Origin of the sequence: Arthrobacter sp. ZGTC131, assembly GCF_002929275.1 — a bacterium.
Classification (GTDB): Bacteria; Actinomycetota; Actinomycetes; order Actinomycetales; family Micrococcaceae; genus Arthrobacter.
The window spans coordinates 1-501 of record NZ_PJIK01000127.1 but is presented as its reverse complement, the minus strand read 5'-3'; the positions used below and the strand labels follow the sequence as shown (position 1 = coordinate 501).

The following is a 501-nucleotide window of genomic DNA, read 5'->3' as shown; positions in this document are numbered from 1 at the left end:
TCCTGTGTCCTTCGTGAAGGCCTCGATGAAGGTCTTTTCATTCGCCTCGGGATATCCCGTATAGAGGTTCAAAGTCTGGCCCTTGGCCTTGTCGTAGACGTCCTGCGCAGCGATCTGCTCTCCGTCGATAACGAGACCCTTTGTCGTCTCAACGTCTGCATCGTTCTGGACAACCGATCCTTTGGCGCCGGAGGTTGACCCGCAGGCTGACACTGTGATGGCCACTACAGCGGCGAGTCCTGCAAGCTTCAATTTCTTGTGAGTTTTCACTGTTAGTCCCCTATTTCTACAAGGCGTTCTTGGTCGAAGCGGATTTCTTCTTCTTTGACGAATCGTGTGATCCAACCAGCTGGGCTGCTATGGCGAGAATGGCGATTACCAGGACATAAAATATGCTGATGGCAGCGGCCCCTGTGGTTTGGCCATTATCGAAATTGTCGAAGACGAGAATTGAGAGGATCCGAGTCTCTGAGGTGAAGAGGAATAGGGAAGCACTCAATT

The 501-nt window shown here is 51.7% G+C and carries 1 protein-coding gene and 1 pseudogene; both read right to left on the bottom strand.

Features of this window, described 5'->3' with window-relative positions; all coding sequences use genetic code 11:
- Positions 1–270, bottom strand: a pseudogene (locus CXQ90_RS21995) (iron ABC transporter substrate-binding protein); the annotation flags it as partial.
- A gap of 16 nt (positions 271–286) precedes the next feature.
- Positions 287–501, bottom strand: a 215-nt coding sequence (locus CXQ90_RS22745) for a hypothetical protein (protein ID WP_219816761.1), incomplete at its 5' end; no start/stop codon positions are given.